Raw genomic sequence first — 16981 nt, forward strand, 5'->3', positions numbered from 1 at the left:
CTGAAGCCTCCTGAGAGAGAGGCTTCAGTGTAAAGCAAGCTGAGTCAATTAACCCTGTTTCACCGCATCTTTTTTCGTTTGTTCCTCAATCGGTTTGCCGGACCAGTAGCCCGCCAGCAGCGAGCCGGAGAGGTTGTGCCAGACAGAGAACAGCGCACCCGGCAGGGCCGCCAGCGGCGAGAAGTAGATTTTGCCGAGCGCCGCCGCCAGGCCGGAGTTCTGCATCCCTACCTCGATTGCCAGCGTGCGGCAGGTCGATTCGTCGAAGCCAAACAGTTTACCGCCCCAGTAGCCGCCCAGCAGGCCAATGGTGTTATGCAGCACCACCGCAACGATCACCACAAAGCCTACGGAAGCTATGTGCGAGGCGGAACCCGCCACCACGGCGCTGATGATCGCCAGAATACAGACCATCGAAAACGCGGGCAGGTACGGCTCAACGGCCTTCACCACGCGCGGGAACAGGTGGTGAATGACCAGCCCCAGCGCAATCGGGATTACTACAATCTGCAGAATGCTCAGCAGCATCCCCATCACGTCCACCTGAATATGCGCATCCACGTACAGGCGGGTTAACAGTGGCGTGGCAATCACGCCAACCAGCGTGGAGACGGACGAGATAGTGACGGAGAGCGCCACGTCGCCTTTCGCCAGATAGATCATGACGTTGGATGCCGTGCCGCTGGCGACGCTGCCCACCAGCACCATCCCGGCGGAGAGGTCGGGCGGCATCTTAAAGACCATCGCCAGCAGCCACGCTGCAAGCGGCATCACCAGGTAGTGGAGGAATATTCCTGCCGCGACGGGCGCAGGGCGAGACAACACGCGCTTAAAATCGTCTACTTTCAGATGCACACCCATACCGAACATGATCAGCATCAGCAGCGTGGCGACCCACGGACCAATACCGGTGAACGTGGTGGGCGTGTAATACGCGAGTACGGAGAGCAGCAGCGCCCATAACGGGAACAGCCGCGTAATAGCGGATAACATAATGATTTCCTTGCGATGAATGTTGCGTGTATTTGTTATAAAAAGCCGGGATCGAGCCCGGCTATAGTTATTGTTTATCGCGTAAGGAAGTAATATTCAAATGAATTATGACCGGATGCTTTCCCAGCTCAGACTAAAGCGAGCCAGATATTTGCGCAGTCGGTCGGCGTCGTTAGGATTGGCTTTTTTGAGCCGTGAAACGGCAAACAGCTCACGTCCGGCTTCAGACAACGATGCGCTGCGGCGACATACCTCCAGCACCGTTTCAAGTTGCCGCTGGTCAAAGAGGTCAATCTCCATGTCAGTTGCAGGCTGCGTCACGTCAGTTTGCCAGTCGGTCTGAAGACGTGAGATCTCCTCCAGCACCAGATCCTGAGTAATACGCCCTCGTTCCGCCAGCGTCGCCATGCGTGCGACGCTGGCGCTCAGTTCGCGAAAGTTGCCCCGCCACAGCGCTCTGCTGGAACAGGCAAAGGCCAGATAGCCTTCGCGTGCCTCTTTATCGAAGCGGATTTGCGTCTGGCTTTCGCGAGAGAAACGTTGAAGTTCGTAGTCAACATTCGGCGTGATGTCTTCTTTCCGTTGGGCAAGGCCGGGTAAGGCAAAGCTCCACATATTAATACGGGCATAGAGATCTTCACGAAAACGTCCTTCTGCCACCCACTGGCGCATATCACGGTGGGTACCGGCGATAAGTTGAAAATCGGTGTGAACTTCTTTATCGGAGCCAAACGGGAAAAAAGTTTTCTCTTCAATGGCTTTGAGCAGCATCGCCTGTTCATCCAGGCCTAGTTCGGCAATCTCGTCGAGGAAAAGGACGCCGCCATCGGCTTCACGCAGCAGGCCGCTGCGCGCCGACAGTGCGCCGGTAAAGGCTCCTTTCACATGGCCGAACAGCGTGGACATGGCGTTATCACCGCGCAGGGTCGCGCAGTTGACGGAAACCAGTTTGCCGGAAACCTGATGGCGTGACTGCTTAAGCTGATAAATGCGGTTCGCGAGGAACGACTTGCCCGCGCCGGTGGGGCCGGTCAGCAGGATCGGGGCTGTAGAACGTAGCGCCACGCGTTCAATCTTGTCGATCAGACTGTTAAAGGTGGCGTTTCGCGTCTCAATGCCCGCTTTCAGAAATGAGATTGACTGCTGCTGCTCGCGCTGAAAACGGTTGGTAAGGGTCGTGTAGCGGCTTAAATCCAGGTCGATAATTGAGTAAGTTCCGGCTGCAGTCTCCTCAGCAGAGGCTTCTTTTCTGGCAGGGCCAGTCTGCAAAAGACTGGCGGGAAGATAGCGTGCTTCCGTCAGCAGGAACCAGCAGATCTGCGCCACATGCGTGCCGGTGGTGATGTGGACGAAATACTCTTCGCGATCGGTATCAAAAGTGTACTGGGTGGCGAAATCGAGAAACGCGGCATAAACCTCTTCGAAATCCCACGGGTCTTCAATGATTACCGTGCTGGGACGCACCTCGGTGTGGGGGGAAACCAGCACAATATCTTCCGCCAGTTGCTGAGCCATGCCGAGATCTCGCGGTTGATGTAGCAGCTCCAGCCTGTCGACCGGGAAATCCGGCTGTTGGCACAGCCCGACGGTCGGTCGCCATTTGCGAAAGCGATTAGCCCGCTTTCCCCGTTTATCCATCACGGTGCCAAGCACCCCGATCACCACCTTCCGCTTCTTCATGTTTATCCAGAAAGATAATTGTCGATATAGCAGGATAAGAAATGTTGAGCCGAACGGCAATGCATGAAAAACGTGATAATTAAAAAGCATTAATTATCAATAAAATAAAAAAATAAAACGGCGATTTTTATTTTTGGCACGCTTCTGGCAATACAGATAACGTCACGACGTTGAGCACACTGGGGGTTAAGGCCCCGTCGGCGCACCAGGAACGGCAAGGCTGTTTTCCGGGGGCGTTCCGTCAACCAATGACAGACAGAAGGGTTCGATTCCCGATTCATTCTCCCAATGAAAACTGGTTGTAAACATCAAAGTAAAAACGGGGATTGCGCAGTCAGCAATCCCAATGAAGGTCGCCGGTAATGGCGCCGGATCGCAGGCGAAAAGGCATTCCCCTGTGATTTCGTGCCTGCACCCGCGCCTGACTTTAAGGAATATAAAATGGCTAAAAAAATCACGATAAAAAAAGGTCAGTTAGGACTGGTAGCAAAAGCTGGCGATTATTACCGGGTACTGGAGGCGGGTGAACACCGTCTGGGTTGGTTCAATACTGACGACGTGCTGGTGGTGAGCCAGGATGGCAGCGAGGTGCCGGATGCGCTGGCGGATTATCTGCGCCGCTTTCAGCCTGACTGGGTGGTACGTTACTGCCTGGCGGTCGACCTTACTGCGGATGAAATCGGGGTGTTATCGAACAACGGCGTATTGCAGGAAATTGTGCCGCCTTCGACTCGTCGTCTGTACTGGCAGCAGGATGCGGCGTTGACCCTGCAAAGAATTGATACCCGCGACGTGCGTGTACCGGTGGACGTGATGAATGCTGCTCTGCAACCGCGTCGCAATGGCGCGCTAAAGGGGCGCGACGCGATGCTGGTGGTACAGGTACCTGCCTGGCACGTCGGGGTGGTGAAAATCGACGGAGAAATTCAGGCACTGTTACCGCCGGGACTGACGGCTTACTGGAAAATTAACCATCTGGTTGAGGCAGAGATAGTGGATACGCGCCTTCAGGTGGTGGAAGTGAGCGGGCAGGAGATCCTGACGAAGGACAAAGTTAACCTGCGCCTGAACCTGGCGGCTAACTGGCGTTACAGCGACGTGCTGCAGGCCTGCGGACAGCTTACGAAACCGCTGGAACATTTGTACCGCGAACTCCAGTTCGCACTGCGTGAGGCGGTCGGCACCCGCACGCTCGATGAGTTACTGGAAGATAAGCAGATCATTGATGAGGTGGGCAGCAAACAGGTGCAAGGCCGCCTGTCATCCTTTGGAATGGAAATTGCGTCGCTTGGGGTAAAAGATATTGTTTTACCTGGTGATATGAAAACGATTTTATCCCGTCTGGTAGAGGCCGAAAAATCGGCCCAGGCGAATGTTATTCGCCGACGTGAAGAAACGGCGGCGACACGATCGCTGTTAAACACCGCAAAGGTGATGGAGAACAACCCGGTGGCGCTGCGTTTAAAAGAGCTGGAAACCCTGGAAAGGGTCGCGGAGCGTATCGACAAAATTTCAGTATTTGGTGGCCTGGACCAGGTATTACACGGCCTTGTTAACCTGAAAGGATAACGCAATGCAACAGAATGATTTTGAATTACTGACGGCGTCAAACGGCGCCCCGATCAAAATGTGGACTCACGGCGTTCCCGTGGAGCCAGAGGCACAGGCGCAGTTACTGAATACTGCAAAGATGCCGTTTATTTTCAAACACCTTGCGGTGATGCCCGACGTTCATCTCGGTAAAGGCTCAACCATCGGCAGCGTGATTCCGACCAAAGGGGCAATTATTCCTGCGGCGGTTGGCGTGGATATTGGCTGCGGGATGATTGCCGTTCGCACGTCGCTGGTGGCCGGTGATTTGCCGGATAATCTCAGCGGTTTACGTAGCGCCATTGAACAGGCAGTACCGCATGGGAGAACCAATACCCGTTCTCGACGGGATAAAGGCGCGTGGGAAACGCCACCGAAAGAAGTGGACGATCGCTGGTGGGTGCTGGCCCCACGTTTTAAACAACTCACGGATAAATACCCGCAGTTGCTGAAAACCAACAACTACCAGCATCTGGGCACGCTGGGTACCGGAAACCACTTTATTGAAATTTGCCTCGATGAGCAGCAGCGCGTCTGGGTGATGTTGCACAGCGGCTCGCGCGGCGTAGGAAACGCCATCGGTAATGTGTTTATCGCCCTGGCACAGCAGGATATGCAGCATCACCTGGGACATCTGCCGGATAAAAATCTGGCCTATTTTCAGGAGGGGAGTCGTCACTATGAGGACTACATCGAGGCGGTGGAGTGGGCGCAGGATTTTGCCCGCCACAATCGGGAAGTGATGATGTCGCGCGTGCTGGCAGCGCTCTCTCGCGAAGTGACAAAGCCCTTTATTACGCAGCAGGAGGCGGTTAACTGCCATCACAACTATGTGCAGAAAGAGCATCACTTTGGGGAAGAGGTACTGATCACGCGCAAAGGTGCGGTGTCGGCGCAGAAAGGGCAGATGGGGATTATTCCGGGCTCAATGGGCGCAAAGAGCTTCATCGTGCGTGGCCTCGGCAACGAGCAAAGCTTCTGTTCCTGCAGCCACGGCGCCGGGCGAGTGATGAGCCGAACGGCGGCAAAAAAACGCTATACCCTTAGCGACCATATTCAGGCGACCTCTCACGTAGAGTGTCGCAAAGACAATGAGGTGATCGATGAAACGCCGATGGCCTATAAAGACATTGATGCCGTGATGGCCGCGCAATCGTCGCTGGTGGAGATCGTTCACACCCTGCGTCAGGTAGTGTGTGTAAAAGGATAAAAAAATGAGCAACAACGATGTTGATAGCGCGATGCGCGCACGTGTCTGCGCGCAACTTCGCGCTATAGAGCAGCGCTATAACGTGCGCGTGCTCTACGCCTGTGAATCGGGCAGTCGGGGATGGGGATTTGCCTCACCGGATAGCGATTATGATGTGCGGTTTTTGTACGTTCACCGCCCAGAATGGTATTTGCGCGTCGAAGCCCAGCGGGATGTGATCGAGCTGCCGATAGATGACGAACTGGACGTTTGTGGCTGGGAATGGCGCAAGGCACTGGGCCTGCTGAAGGGGGCAAACCCGACGCTTATCGAGTGGCTGGATTCCCCCGTTGTTTATCAGGAGGATGAGACGGTAGTGGCCGAGTTGCGCGCGCTGATACCCGCGTGGTTTTCGCCATTGCGCGCCCGCTGGCATTACTACTCGATGGCCCGAAAAAACTTCCGTGGATATTTACAGGGGGAAACGGTTCGGCTGAAAAAGTACTTTTACGTTCTGCGACCTTTGCTGGCGGCGCGGTGGGTAGAAGCGGGGAAAGGCGTTCCACCGATGCGTTTTGCCGAACTGCTTGCCGGGAGCGAACTGTGTGCGCCGTTACGTGCGGAAATCGATGCATTACTGGAAATAAAACAGCGCGCAGGTGAAGCGGAATATGGTCCTAAACGGCCCTTACTCCACGCTTTTTTGCAAAGTGAGCTGGTGAGAGGAGAAGTGCCGCCTGTACTACCCGACAGCAGAGAAGGAAATTTAAAAGATCTGGATTCGCTGCTGATGAGAACAGTAATGAAAAGCTAAAGAATGGCCCGGTAGTGAAAACTCCCGGGCCATTCTTGCGCTTATTCAAACAAATTCTGATGAAGTTTCTGCACCACCTGCTCAGCCTGATCGGCTGGCACCAGGAAGCAGAGGTTATAGCTGGACGCACCGTAGCAAATCATGCGGATGTTGAACGGGTCGAGCACGCCAAACACCTCTTTGCCCACGCCGCAGGCGCGCGACAGCTTGTTGCCGATGATAGCAACTAGCGCCAGGTCTTCTTCCACTTCCACGCGGCACAGCTCGGACAGCTCAATCAGCAGCGACTGCGTCAGCAGGGTATCACCGGTTGATGTGGAGCCGGTGGTGTCCAGCGTCAATGCAATGCTCACTTCCGAGGTGGTGATCAGATCCACGGAGATATTGTGGCGTGCCAGAATGCCAAACACTTCCGCCAGGAAACCGCGGGAGTGCAGCATATTGTGGCTGTGGAGCGTCACAAGCGTCTGGCGACGGCGCAGGGCCAGGGCGCGGAACAGCGGCGGGTTTTCCGTTTTCTTGCAGACCAGCGTGCCGCCCGCTTTTGGATCTTTACTGGAGCCGACGAAGACCGGAATATCGCTGCGCACGGCAGGCAGCAGCGTGGCCGGGTGCAGCACTTTCGCGCCGAAGGTGGCCATTTCCGCCGCTTCTTCAAACGCGATCACATCAATACGTTTCGCCGCGGAAACAACGCGCGGGTCGGTGGTGTAAATGCCCGGAACGTCAGTCCAGATATCGACGCGCGTAGCATGCAGGGCCTCGCCCAGCAGCGCGGCGGTATAGTCGCTGCCGCCACGGCCAAGCGTGGTCGTGCGGCCTTTCGCTTCACTGCCGATAAAGCCCTGAGTGATCACGATGCCGTCTGCCAGGCGCGGGGCCAGCTGCTGATTGGTCAGCTCGGCCAGCGCTTCAACGTCCGGCTCGGCGCGGCCAAAGCGGTCGCTGGTACGCATGATTTTGCGTACGTCAAACCACTGCGCCTGAACGTTACGCTCGCGCATGATTTCCACAAACAGCAGGGTGGACATCAGCTCACCGTGGCTGACCAGCTCATCGGTCAGGGCGGTGGAGGTGGCCAGAGAGGCCGCTTCTGCCAGCGTGGTGATGTTTTCCAGCAGGCGTTCCACTTCCTCGCGGATGACGTTCGGGTTCTGCAGACGCTCAAGGATGTCGAACTGAATTTTGCGCAGTGCATCCAGCTTCACGAAACGTTCTGTCGCTTCCAGTCCTTCAGACAGAGAAACCAGCAGGTTCGTCACGCCGGCGGATGCAGAGAGCACCACCAGGCGGGTATTCGGATCGGCCAGCACCACATCGGCGCTGCGGTTCATGGCATCGTAATCGGCCACACTGGTGCCGCCAAACTTGGCGACCACAAAACTCGTCATAACAACCTCGTGTCAGGGAATGAATAAGCGACCATGGCACAAGAATGAAACGAAAACAGGTGCAGGCGCAAAATACGGCCCTATAAATAAAATGTGGGGGAGGTCCTGTCAATGCTGGGATTATGCGGATTTTTTATGGGGGGGTACCCCTGAGAAACAGGACTTATAACAGGGCCAGATTTTATGCTTCGTTTTAGGGCATTTTGACCGACATTTCTCCGCTCCAGGAGGGCGCTTCAGCAGCTATACTTTTCGGGTCTTTTCACCTGTGTTTGATGCAGGCCAGGGCAATGGCATAAAAACCATCACAATTTTTATTTGCAGGCGCTACAATCGACCGCAGTCACAATTCTCAAATCAGAAGAGTATTGCTAATGAAAAACATCAACCCAACGCAGACCGCTGCCTGGCAGGCACTCCAGAAACATTTTGATGAAATGAAAGACGTCACCATCGCGGACCTGTTCGCGAAAGATGCCGATCGTTTCAGCAAGTTCTCCGCGACCTTCGACGATCTGATGCTGGTGGATTTCTCTAAAAACCGCATTACCGAAGAGACGCTGGCAAAACTGCAGGATCTGGCGAAAGAGACCGAACTGGCGGACGCCATCAAATCCATGTTCTCCGGTGAGAAGATCAACCGCACCGAAGACCGTGCCGTGCTGCACGTAGCCCTGCGTAACCGTAGCAATACCCCAATCATCGTTGACGGCAAAGACGTCATGCCGGAAGTGAACGCGGTGCTGGAAAAGATGAAAACCTTCTCCGAAGCGATCATCTCCGGAAGCTGGAAAGGCTACACCGGCAAAGCGATCACCGACGTGGTTAACATCGGTATCGGCGGTTCTGACCTCGGCCCGTTCATGGTGACCGAAGCGCTGCGCCCGTACAAAAACCACCTCAATATGCACTTTGTGTCTAACGTCGATGGTACCCACATCGCCGAAGTGCTGAAGAACGTGAACCCGGAAACCACCCTGTTCCTGGTTGCGTCTAAAACCTTTACCACTCAGGAAACCATGACCAACGCCCACAGCGCGCGCGACTGGTTCCTGAAAACCGCGGGCGACAACAAGCACGTGGCGAAACACTTTGCTGCGCTGTCCACCAACGGTAAAGCCGTCAGCGAGTTCGGTATCGACACCGCGAACATGTTCGAATTCTGGGACTGGGTCGGTGGCCGCTACTCTCTGTGGTCTGCAATCGGTCTGTCTATCATCCTGTCCGTGGGCTTCGACAACTTCGTTGAGCTGCTCTCCGGCGCGCACGCGATGGACAAACACTTCTCCACCACCGCACCAGAGAAAAACCTGCCGGTGCTGCTGGCGCTGATCGGTATCTGGTACAACAACTTCTTTGGCGCTGAAACCGAAGCGATCCTGCCGTATGACCAGTACATGCACCGCTTTGCGGCCTACTTCCAGCAGGGCAACATGGAATCCAACGGTAAATACGTGGACCGTAACGGCAACGCGGTGGATTACCAGACTGGCCCAATCATCTGGGGCGAGCCGGGCACCAACGGTCAGCACGCGTTCTATCAGCTGATTCACCAGGGCACCAAAATGGTACCGTGCGATTTCATCGCCCCGGCTATCACCCATAATCCGCTGTCCGACCACCATCCGAAGCTGCTGTCCAACTTCTTCGCCCAGACCGAAGCGCTGGCGTTCGGTAAATCCCGCGAGGTGGTTGAGCAGGAATACCGCGACCAGGGTAAAGATCCGGCAACGCTGGAGCACGTGGTGCCGTTCAAAGTGTTCGAAGGCAACCGTCCAACCAACTCCATCCTGCTGCGCGAAATCACGCCGTTCAGCCTTGGCGCGCTGATTGCCCTGTACGAGCACAAAATCTTCACGCAGGGCGCGATCCTGAACATCTTCACCTTTGACCAGTGGGGCGTTGAGCTGGGTAAACAGCTGGCAAACCGTATTCTGCCAGAGCTGGGTGACGATAACGCGATTACCAGCCATGACAGCTCGACCAATGGGTTGATCAACCGTTATAAAGCATGGCGTGCGTAATTAAAACGCCATGAAAACGTGCCGGCTTAATGCCGGCATTTTTTTATCAGATAATTCCTGATGTCTGTTAGTTAACGCAAATTCTGGTTCTGAGTTTAATCTGAAAAAGACGTTTAACCCGTTAATTGCTGCGGTTTATTTTAAGAAAATACGCAGAAGGAACTTAATATATCAATATTATAACTTATTGTTTTATAGTTATTTAATATTTTCCCTCTTTGTCTTTCATTTCGATTTTATCCATTAGTCTGAAAACCCACCCTCTATTTCCCCTTACGGCAAACCCACGGCATGAGTTGTGTATACTCGATTCCGCCTGAAATTCTTTTCGGGCAAATCTCCATTCATTCATTGAAGGGAAATTGTTATGAAGAAAGTACTGTATGGCATTTTTGCCATATCTGCGCTTGCGGCGACATCTGTCTATGCAGCTCCGGTTCAGGTCGGGGAAGCGGCAGGTTCGGCTGCGACGTCTGCGTCTGCGGGGAGTTCTACCGCAGCCAGCGCCAGCACCGTAAGTTCAGCCGTGGGTGTCGCGCTGGCGGCAACCGGTGGCGGTGATGGCTCCAACACCGGAACCACGACCACCACGACAACCAGCACCCAGTAATAGCGGGTGTTTTAATCATAACCACACTTCGGTGTGGTTATTTCGCCCCTTCGGAGAAGAGTCGTGAAGCGACCAGCAATCATTCTGATTTGCCTGCTGCTGCAGGCATGCTCGGCCACCACTAAAGGGCTGGGAAACTCACTGTGGGAAAGCCTGTTCGGCACACCGGGCGTGCATCTGACCGATGACGAGCTTCAGAACATGCCTTATGCCAGTCAGTACATGCAGCTTAACGATGGCCCGCAACTGTTTGTGGTGCTCGCTTTCGATGAAAACGGGCAGCAGAAATGGGTGACGCAGGATCAGGCCACCATCGTGACGCAGCATGGTCGTATCGTGAAAACCCTCTTGGGCGGCGATAACCTGCTGGAGGTGAATAATCTCGCTGACGATCCGCTGATCAAGCCGAACCAGATCGCCGACGGTGCGGGCTGGACGCGCACGATGGGCTGGACCGAACACAAGCAGGTGCGTTACGCCACGGCACGCTCGACCTTCCGCTGGGACGGCACCGACAGCGTGAAAGTCGGCAGCGACGAAACGCAGGTTCGCGTGCTGGATGAAGAGGTCACCACCGACCAGGCCACCTGGCATAACCGCTTCTGGATCGACGAGGAAGGGCAGATCCGCCAGTCCTTACAGTATCTCGGTGCCGGATTCTTCCCGGTCAAAACCACCCTGATCAAGGCGGCGAAATCATGAAAACGCTCATCCACGCTGCGCTTATCGCCAGTTTTGCCGCGCCGCTGGCATGGTCCGCGGGAACGGTAAAGGTCTACACGCCGGACAGTGAAAAACCTAAAACCTTAACCCACGCCGAACGTCTGCTCGATCTCGTCGGACAGCCAAGGCTTGCCAACAGCTGGTGGCCAGGCGCGGTCATCGCTGAACGGCAGAAGACCGTGGAAGCGGAACAGCAGCACAAGGCGCTTCTTGCCAGACTAACGGGACTCGCGGAACAGGAAGACGGCGACGACGCGGCGGCCATTAACAGCGTCCGTCAGCAGCTGCAGGCGCTGAAGGTGACGGGCCGACAGAACGTCAATCTTGACCCGGATGAGGTGCGCGTCACGGAAAACGGCAACCCGACCCTGGAAGGGGACTATACGCTCTGGCTTCCGGCGAAGCCGACGACGGTGACCGTGATGGGGCTGATCGGCAGCCCGGGTAAGAAGCCCTTTACCCCCGGTCGTGACGTGGCGAGCTATCTCGACGAGCAGAGTCTGCTGAGCGGCGCGGATAACAGCTATGCCTGGGTGGTTTACCCTGACGGCCACACGCAAAAAGCCCCTGTCGCTTACTGGAATAAGCGTCATATCGAACCCATGCCGGGCAGCATTATTTTTGTCGGTTTTGCCGACCATTTCTGGACGAAGGCGTATGACGGGCTTAACGCCGATATCCTTCACTCCCTGATTCAGCGGATACCGGAATAATGAAAAGAACCTATCTCTATAGCATGCTGGCGCTCTGCGTGAGTGCCGCCTGCCATGCAGAAACGTATCCGGCACCCATTGGCCCGTCTCAGTCAGACTTCGGCGGCGTCGGTTTACTGCAAACGCCCACCGCGCGTATGGCGCGTGAAGGGGAAATTAGCCTTAACTACCGTGATAACGACCAGTATCGCTACTACTCGGCGTCGGTGCAGCTGTTCCCGTGGCTTGAAACCACGCTGCGCTATACCGACGTCCGTACGAAACAATACAGCAGCGTCGAGGCGTTCTCAGGCGATCAGACCTACAAAGATAAAGCCTTCGACGTCAAGCTGCGCCTGTGGGAAGAGAGCTACTGGATGCCGCAGGTCTCCGTGGGTGCCAAAGATATCGGCGGTACCGGCCTGTTTGACGCGGAATACATCGTGGCCAGCAAGGCCTGGGGGCCGTTCGACTTCTCGCTCGGTCTGGGATGGGGCTATCTCGGCACCAGCGGCAACGTGAAAAACCCGTTTTGCTCCTACAGCGATAAATACTGCTACCGCGATAACAGCTATCAGAAAGCGGGCTCCATCAACGGCGACCAGATGTTCCACGGCCCGGCCTCGCTGTTTGGCGGCGTGGAGTATCAGACGCCCTGGCAGCCATTGCGCCTGAAGCTGGAGTACGAGGGGAATGACTACTCGCAGGACTTCGCCGGGAAGATTGAGCAGAAGAGCAAGTTTAACGTCGGCGCCATTTATCGCGTCACCGATTGGGCCGACGTTAACCTCAGCTACGAGCGCGGCAATACGGTGATGTTTGGCTTTACGCTGCGCACCAACTTCAACGACATGCGGCCGCACTACAACGACAACGCGCGGCCTGCATACCAGCCGGAGCCGCAGGATGCGATTCTGCAGCACTCCGTGGTGGCAAACCAGCTGACGCTGCTGAAATACAATGCCGGCCTGGCGGATCCAAAAATTCAGGTGAAAGGCGATACGCTGTACGTCACCGGCGAGCAGGTAAAATACCGCGACTCGCGGGAAGGGATCGAGCGCGCCAACCGGATCGTCATGAACGATCTCCCGGACGGGATCCGTACGATCCGCGTGACGGAGAACCGTCTCAACCTGCCGCAGGTGACGACGGAAACGGACGTTGCCAGCCTGAAGCGCCATCTGGAAGGCGAACCGCTCGGACATGAAACCGAGCTGGTGCAAAAGCGCGTTGAGCCGATCGTGCCGGAGACCACCGAGCAGGGCTGGTATATCGACAAGTCGCGCTTCGATTTCCATATCGATCCGGTGCTGAACCAGTCCGTTGGCGGGCCGGAAAACTTCTACATGTATCAGCTGGGCGTCATGGCGACGGCGGATCTGTGGCTGACCGACCACCTGCTGACCACCGGCAGCCTGTTTGGCAACATCGCCAACAACTACGACAAGTTCAACTACACTAACCCGCCAAAAGACTCGACGCTGCCGCGCGTGCGTACCCGCGTGCGTGAGTACGTACAGAACGATGCCTACGTGAACAACCTGCAGGCCAACTACTTCCAGTACTTCGGCAACGGCTTCTACGGCCAGGTGTACGGCGGGTATCTGGAAACCATGTACGGCGGCGCGGGGGCAGAAGTGCTTTATCGTCCTGTCGACAGCAACTGGGCGTTCGGGATTGATGCCAACTACGTCAAACAGCGTGACTGGCGCAGCGCCCAGGACATGATGAAGTTCACCGACTACAGCGTTAAAACCGGTCACCTGACCGCCTACTGGACGCCGTCGTTCGCGCCTGACGTGCTGGTGAAAGCCAGCGTCGGCCAGTACCTGGCGGGCGATAAAGGCGGCACGCTGGATATCTCCAAACACTTCGACAGCGGCGTCGTGGTGGGCGGCTACGCCACCATTACCAACGTCTCGCCGGACGAATATGGGGAAGGGGACTTCACCAAAGGAGTTTACGTGTCGATTCCGCTGGATCTGTTCTCATCCGGTCCAACCCGTAGCCGCGCGGCCATCGGCTGGACGCCGCTGACGCGTGACGGCGGTCAGCAGCTTGGACGTAAGTTCCAGCTGTACGACATGACCAGCGATAAGAACATTAACTTCCGCTGATGCTTCACGCCGGGCGGCACTGCGTTTGCCCGGCCTACGGTTTTTGTAGGCCGGGTAAGCGCAGCGCCACCGGGCGAATGCGCCAAACATAAACAAAAAATATAGATCCCCGTCACATTTTTGCGTTATACAGAAACCTCGCCCTGGAGAATGAGGTGCTGTATGACATCCCTGACTCGCCCGCGCGTTGAGTTTATCTCAACTGTCCTCCAGACCGTGCTGAACCTCGGTCTGCTGAGCCTTGGCCTGATCCTGGTCGTCTTTTTGGGTAAGGAGACGGTGCATCTGGCGGATGTGCTGTTCGCCCCTGAACAAACCAGCAAATATGCGCTGGTGGAAGGCCTGGTGGTCTACTTTCTCTACTTTGAATTTATCGCCCTGATTGTGAAGTATTTTCAGTCCGGCTTTCACTTCCCGCTGCGTTATTTTGTCTACATTGGGATCACCGCGATTGTGCGGCTGATCATCGTCGATCATAAATCCCCGCTCGATGTGCTGATCTACTCGGCGGCGATCCTGCTGCTGGTGATCACCCTCTGGCTGTGTAACTCGAAGCGGCTGAAACGCGAATAAAAAAATGGCGGCCCGGAGGCCGCCTAACAACAGTCACAAGTTGGGTCAATACAATACGTCTAAAGTTGAGGGTTGCAGTGGCATAACAAAATGAAACTTAACCTTTCACACCGCCCGCCGTCAGGCCGTTCACCAGCCAGCGCTGCGCCAGCAGGAACACCACGGTAATCGGGATGGCAGAGAGTACGGCCGCCGCGGCAAAGTCGCCCCACAGGTAGTTTTGGGGGTTGAGGTATTGCTGCATCCCTACGGCCAGGGTGTAGCTGTTCACATCACGCAGTAACAGTGAGGCAACCGGTACTTCGGTGATCGCAGCGATAAACGACAGGATAAACACTACCGCCAGAATCGGCACCGACAGCGGCAGCAGCACCAGGCGGAACGCCTGCCATGGGGTCGCGCCATCCAGCGCAGCCGCTTCTTCCAGCGAGCCGTCGATGGTTTCGAAATACCCTTTAATGGTCCACACATGCAGTGCGATACCGCCAAGGTAGGCGAAGATCACGCCGCCGTGGGTGTTCAGACCGATAAACGGAATGTACTGGCCCAGGCGGTCAAACAGGGCATACAGCGCCACCAGCGACAGCACCGCCGGGAACATCTGGAAAATCAGCATCCCTTTCAGCAGCGTCGCTTTGCCCGGGAAACGCATACGGGCAAAGGCGTAAGCGCAGGTCGTGGACAGCGCCACGATACCAATGGCGGTAATACCTGCGATTTTCACCGAGTTCCACAGCCACAGCAGCACCGGGAACGGCGGCGGCGTGACGCGGCCATCCGCGTGTTCCACGCTGAAGCCCAGCGCGAGCTTCCAGTGCTCCCAGGAGATTTCGTCCGGGATCAGGCTCCCGGTGGCGAAGTTACCCGAACGCAGGGAGATGGCGATAACCATCAGCAGCGGGAACATGATCGCCGCGATAAAAATCAGCAGGCCCAGGTGCGTCGCGAGGAGGCGCAGTTTCTGAGATTTGGGTTGTACCATAGCCATGTTCAGTGCCCTCCTTAGTCAAATTTCATACGTGTGGCTTTCAGGTTCACAATCGCCAGGGCGCCCACCAGCAGGAAGATCAGGGTGGCAATCGCTGCCGCCAGACCGAAGTCCTGACCGCCGCCGCCTTCGAAGGCAATACGGTAGGTGTAGCTCACGAGCAGGTCGGTATAGCCTGCCGGCGTGGTGGTGCCAAGACGGTCCGGGCCGCCGTTGGTCAACAGCTGAATCAGCACGAAGTTGTTAAAGTTAAAGGCGAAGCTGGCAATCATCAGCGGGGTGAGCGGCTTGATGAGCAGCGGCAGCGTAATCTTAAAGAAGTTCTGGAACGGACCCGCGCCGTCCATCGCCGAAGCTTCGTACAGGTCATCCGGGATGGCCTTCAGCAGCCCCATGCACAGGATCATCATGTACGGATAGCCCAGCCAGGTGTTCACGATGATGATCATCGAGCGGGCGGTGGTCGGGTCGCTGAACCAGGCCGGTTTGATGCCGAACAGCGCGCTCAGCATCATGTTGATTTCACCGAAGCTCTGGTTAAACAGCCCTTTGAAAATCAGAATCGAGATAAACGACGGTACGGCATACGGCAGAATCAGCAGCACGCGGTAAATCGCTTTGCCCTTCAGGGATTCCCACTGGACCAGACAGGCCAGCACCATACCCACGGCCACGGTGAGGATCACGGTCAGTACGGAGAAGACCACCGTCCAGACGAAGATGGCGAAGAACGGTTTCTGAATGCCTTCGTCGGTAAATACGCGGGTAAAGTTGTCCCAGCCGATGGTGACGGTATAGCCCGGGCTGAGTTTGTCATCACCCCATTTGCCGTCGGCAGTAATGGACTGATAGAAACCAATGTCGTTATTCGGACGGTACTTCACGCCGCTCTGATTGTTGGTCAGCGTGCCGTCATCCGCCAGGGTATAGAGCGGTTGGGTGCCGGAGAACTGGCGCAGCGAGCTCATGATCACTTTGCTGTCGTCTGGCAGCACGGCGGTGAGCTGGGTCAGCGCCTGACGGTTTTGGGTGATGACGCGCAGGTTGGCACGTTCACCTTCCGGCAGGGCCTGGGCCTCTTTTAAGGCCAGCTTCTGCTCGCCGCCAAATTTGAAGGCGTCAGAGACATAGTATTTCCCGCTTGCTTCGTCAGTAAGCGCTAACTTCCATTCGTTGCCTGCGGGATACAGGCCGAAGTTAAAGGTCTTGCCTGCCTGGTATGAGCGGTCCAGCAGGACCTGCTGCGCGCGTTCCTGCGCAAGCTGGTTGGTGCTGCTGTAGTTGGTAAACGCAATGGCGACGGTACAAATCAACGGGAACAGGACAAACAGCCCCATCCCGGCCACGCCCGGGTAGACATAGCGCCAGGCATAGGCTTTACGGTTGGCGAAAATATACAGGCCAGCAGAGCTTAAAATCAGCGTCATGATGGCGAACAGATATTCCCCTTGTACGTACATTAAAACAACAAGGTAACCCACCAGCAGACACAGCAGACCGATCGCTGACCATTTCAGCGCGTCGCTTTGCCACCAGCGTTTCTTTTTAATGACATCCATGGGGTTCTTCCTCTACAACGGTGGAATCTTATCGTCAG

General features: G+C 55.9%; 14 protein-coding genes. 9 read left to right on the forward strand and 5 right to left on the reverse strand.

From position 1 onward, the window contains the following. Positions 1-48: 48 nt before the first annotated feature. Both panS and rtcR read right to left on the reverse strand, forming a co-directional pair. Complete coding sequence (gene panS / locus ACOTXI_RS18670; protein WP_023293551.1) at positions 49-993, reverse strand: ketopantoate/pantoate/pantothenate transporter PanS; 945 nt, start codon at positions 991-993, stop codon at positions 49-51. A gap of 105 nt (positions 994-1098) precedes the next feature. Continuing rightward, the gene (gene rtcR, locus ACOTXI_RS18675; protein WP_058653793.1) at positions 1099-2673 is read right to left on the reverse strand and encodes an RNA repair transcriptional activator RtcR; all 1575 of its coding nucleotides are present in this window, start codon (positions 2671-2673) and stop codon (positions 1099-1101) included. Between the two features lie 441 nt (positions 2674-3114). Here rtcR and ACOTXI_RS18680 point away from each other — a divergent pair, with 441 nt between their 5' ends. The 3 genes from ACOTXI_RS18680 to ACOTXI_RS18690 are packed head-to-tail and all read left to right on the forward strand — an operon-like array spanning position 3115 to position 6266. Continuing rightward, positions 3115-4242 (forward strand): slipin family protein, encoded by a 1128-nt coding sequence (locus tag ACOTXI_RS18680; protein WP_103786828.1) that lies wholly within the window; start codon positions 3115-3117, stop codon positions 4240-4242. A gap of 4 nt (positions 4243-4246) precedes the next feature. After that, on the forward strand, positions 4247-5473 hold the full coding sequence (locus ACOTXI_RS18685) for an RtcB family protein (RefSeq protein WP_021242724.1): 1227 nt from the start codon (positions 4247-4249) through the stop codon (positions 5471-5473). 4 nt (positions 5474-5477) lie between these two features. Then, on the forward strand, positions 5478-6266 hold the full coding sequence (locus tag ACOTXI_RS18690; protein WP_058653794.1) for a nucleotidyltransferase domain-containing protein: 789 nt from the start codon (positions 5478-5480) through the stop codon (positions 6264-6266). A 41-nt stretch (positions 6267-6307) separates the two neighbouring features. Here ACOTXI_RS18690 and lysC read toward each other — a convergent pair whose 3' ends face one another. Further along, positions 6308-7657, reverse strand: a complete 1350-nt coding sequence (gene lysC / locus ACOTXI_RS18695) for a lysine-sensitive aspartokinase 3 (protein ID WP_008503421.1) — start codon at positions 7655-7657, stop codon at positions 6308-6310. 374 nt (positions 7658-8031) lie between these two features. On the opposite strand from lysC, the gene pgi reads away from it, so the two are divergent. The 6 genes from pgi to psiE all read left to right on the forward strand — a co-directional run bounded on the left by pgi (position 8032) and on the right by psiE (position 14396). Beyond that, on the forward strand, positions 8032-9681 hold the full coding sequence (gene pgi / locus ACOTXI_RS18700; RefSeq protein ID WP_008503422.1) for a glucose-6-phosphate isomerase: 1650 nt from the start codon (positions 8032-8034) through the stop codon (positions 9679-9681). 367 nt (positions 9682-10048) lie between these two features. Next, complete coding sequence (yjbE, locus tag ACOTXI_RS18705) at positions 10049-10291, forward strand: exopolysaccharide production protein YjbE (protein ID WP_008503423.1); 243 nt, start codon at positions 10049-10051, stop codon at positions 10289-10291. Between the two features lie 63 nt (positions 10292-10354). Beyond that, positions 10355-10993, forward strand: a complete 639-nt coding sequence (locus tag ACOTXI_RS18710; RefSeq protein ID WP_008503424.1) for a YjbF family lipoprotein — start codon at positions 10355-10357, stop codon at positions 10991-10993. Beyond that, positions 10990-11727 carry a capsule biosynthesis GfcC D2 domain-containing protein gene (locus ACOTXI_RS18715; protein ID WP_072205820.1) on the forward strand — a complete coding sequence of 246 codons (738 nt, stop codon included), beginning with the start codon at positions 10990-10992 and terminating at the stop codon, positions 11725-11727. Before ACOTXI_RS18710 ends, ACOTXI_RS18715 begins: the two co-directional genes overlap by 4 nt. Next, positions 11727-13823 carry a YjbH domain-containing protein gene (locus ACOTXI_RS18720; protein ID WP_008503426.1) on the forward strand — a complete coding sequence of 699 codons (2097 nt, stop codon included), beginning with the start codon at positions 11727-11729 and terminating at the stop codon, positions 13821-13823. Before ACOTXI_RS18715 ends, ACOTXI_RS18720 begins: the two co-directional genes overlap by 1 nt. A gap of 162 nt (positions 13824-13985) precedes the next feature. Continuing rightward, positions 13986-14396, forward strand: coding sequence for a phosphate-starvation-inducible protein PsiE (psiE, locus tag ACOTXI_RS18725; protein ID WP_021242727.1), 411 nt, complete (start codon positions 13986-13988; stop codon positions 14394-14396). Positions 14397-14493: 97 nt separating this feature from the next. Here the strand turns inward: psiE and malG are convergent, their stop codons facing one another. Both malG and malF read right to left on the reverse strand, forming a co-directional pair. Next, entirely contained in the window at positions 14494-15384 is an 891-nt protein-coding gene (gene malG / locus ACOTXI_RS18730) for a maltose ABC transporter permease MalG (protein ID WP_008500077.1), read from the reverse strand. A gap of 14 nt (positions 15385-15398) precedes the next feature. Further along, on the reverse strand, positions 15399-16943 hold the full coding sequence (gene malF, locus ACOTXI_RS18735; protein ID WP_021242728.1) for a maltose ABC transporter permease MalF: 1545 nt from the start codon (positions 16941-16943) through the stop codon (positions 15399-15401). Between the last annotated feature and the right edge of the window lie 38 nt (positions 16944-16981).

The sequence above is a fragment of the Enterobacter cloacae complex sp. BZL2005 genome, assembly GCF_049238885.1.
GTDB lineage: Bacteria > Pseudomonadota > Gammaproteobacteria > Enterobacterales > Enterobacteriaceae > Enterobacter > Enterobacter roggenkampii.